This window comes from Salipiger sp. ABN3_019, from assembly GCF_056158605.1.
On record NZ_JBSWTP010000009.1, the window covers coordinates 1 to 2,500 of the forward strand.

General features: G+C 55.1%; 2 rRNA genes (1 of these 2 cut by a window edge). Both read right to left on the bottom strand.

Annotated elements, in window-relative coordinates:
- Window positions 1–49: 49 nt before the first annotated feature.
- Window positions 50–164, bottom strand: a 5S ribosomal RNA gene (gene rrf, locus ACXAD2_RS08070).
- 171 nt (window positions 165–335) lie between these two features.
- Window positions 336–2,500 (bottom strand): 23S ribosomal RNA (locus tag ACXAD2_RS08075) (it continues 666 nt past the right edge of the window).

The following is a 2,500-nucleotide window of genomic DNA, read 5'->3' on the forward strand; positions in this document are numbered from 1 at the left end:
TAGATCGTCTGAGAGATACGTTTTGTTTGGAGTTTGTGGGTTTTACTAGGTTTGGCGGTGACCTACTCTCCCACGTCTTGAGACGCAGTACCATTGGCGCGGCAGCACTTAACGGCCGGGTTCGGAATGGAGCCGGGTGTTTTGCTTGCGCTATGACCACCAAACCGAGAAAAACCCACAACGTCGCGCGCAGCGCGGCGGGTCGGCGGAAGCGACCTGCGGAGCAGGTTGCGGGCCGACACCCCCGAATGCTGGGAGCGACAGATACCAAGTCAAGTATTGTGTAGGGGTTGTATGCTTCGATTGATCATGGAACAGCCTTGCTGTTCCTGGATCGGATCAAGCCTATCGGGCCATTAGTACCGGTCAGCTGAATGCATTGCTGCACTTACACCTCCGGCCTATCGACGTGGTGGTCTTCCACGGCCCTCAGGGATACCTTGTTTTGAGGGGGGCTTCCCGCTTAGATGCCTTCAGCGGTTATCCTGTCCGATCATAGCTACCCAGCACTGCCGTTGGCACGACAACTGGTCCACCAGTGGATCGTTCACCCCGGTCCTCTCGTACTAGGGGCAACTCCTCTCAAGTATCCTACACCCACGGCAGATAGGGACCGAACTGTCTCACGACGTTCTAAACCCAGCTCACGTACCTCTTTAAATGGCGAACAGCCATACCCTTGGGACCTGCTCCAGCCCCAGGATGAGATGAGCCGACATCGAGGTGCCAAACACTGCCGTCGATATGGACTCTTGGGCAGTATCAGCCTGTTATCCCCGGCGTACCTTTTATCCGTTGAGCGATGGCCCTCCCACTTGGGACCACCGGATCACTATGGCCGTCTTTCGACTCTGCTCGACTTGTCAGTCTTGCAGTCAGGCTGGCTTCTGCCATTGCACTCAACGAGCGATTTCCGACCGCTCTGAGCCAACCTTCGCGCGCCTCCGTTACGCTTTAGGAGGCGACCGCCCCAGTCAAACTACCCGCCACACAGGGTCCCGGAACCCGATAAGGGATCGCGGTTAGACATCAAGCAATGCAAGGGTGGTATCTCAAGGGAGGCTCCACGGACACTGGCGTGTCCGCTTCGAAGCCTACCACCTATCCTGCACATGCATGGCCTGATGCCAGTGTGAAGCTGTAGTAAAGGTGCACGGGGTCTTTCCGTCTAACCGCGGGAAGCCTGCATCTTGACAGGCAATTCAATTTCGCTGAGTCGATGTTGGAGACAGCGGGGAAGTCGTTACGCCATTCGTGCAGGTCGGAACTTACCCGACAAGGAATTTCGCTACCTTAGGACCGTTATAGTTACGGCCGCCGTTTACCTGGGCTTCAATTCAGAGCTCTCACCCCTCCTTTTAACCTTCAGGCACCGGGCAGGCGTCAGACCCTATACGTCGTCTTGCGACTTCGCAGAGCCCTGTGTTTTTAGTAAACAGTCGCCACCCCCTGGTTTGTGCCCCCAGCCAAAACTTGCGTTGAAACTGGGCCTCCTTCTCGCGAACTTACGGAGGTATTTTGCCGAGTTCCTTCAACATCGTTCTCTCAAGCGCCTTGGTATTCTCTACCAGTCCACCTGTGTCGGTTTAGGGTACGGTCTTAAAGTGGGGCTATTTCCAGGAACCGCTCAGCCGCCCTTCCAATCCGATAAGGAAGAACGACCTCTGCAATCCGTCACCACCACATGGCCCAGGAATATTGACCTGGTTCCCATCGACTACGCCTTTCGGCCTCGCCTTAGGGGCCGGCTTACCCTGCTCAGATTAGCTTTAAGCAGGAACCCTTGGACTTTCGGCGAGAGTGTCTCTCACACTCTTTGTCGCTACTCATGTCATCATTCTCGCTAGTGATCTCTCCACCGGATGCCTTACAGCCCGGCTTCACAGAAAGGACTTGCTCCTCCATTACATCCCGAAGGATGCAGAAGAGGAGTAGTCCTATGTCACACTACGCTCCGCTACCATGCGCTATGCGCATCCTCGGCTTCGGCTCATGGCTTGAGCCCCGTTACATCTTCGCCGCAGGACAACTTAATTAGACCAGTGAGCTGTTACGCTATCTTTAAAGGATGGCTGCTTCTAAGCCAACCTCCTGGTTGTTTTGGTCGTCCCACCTGCTTTCCCACTTAGCCATGAATTGGGGGCCTTAGCCGGAGGTCAGGGTTGTTTCCCTCTCCACTACGGGCGTTAGCACCCGCAGTGTGTCTGCCATCTAGTACTCCCTGGTATTCGGAGTTTGGTTAGGATCAGTAAGCCTGTGGGGCCCCATTACCCATCCAGTGCTCTACCCCCAGGGGTATTCGGATGACGCTCTACCTAAATAGATTTCGCGGAGAACCAGCTATCTCCGAGTTTGATTGGCCTTTCACCCCTAGGCACAACTCATCCCGACCTTTTTCAACAGGTGTGGGTTCGGACCTCCAGTTAGTGTTACCTAACCTTCATCCTGGTCATGCCTAGATCACTCGGTTTCGGGTCTGATCCATCTAACTCGACGCCCT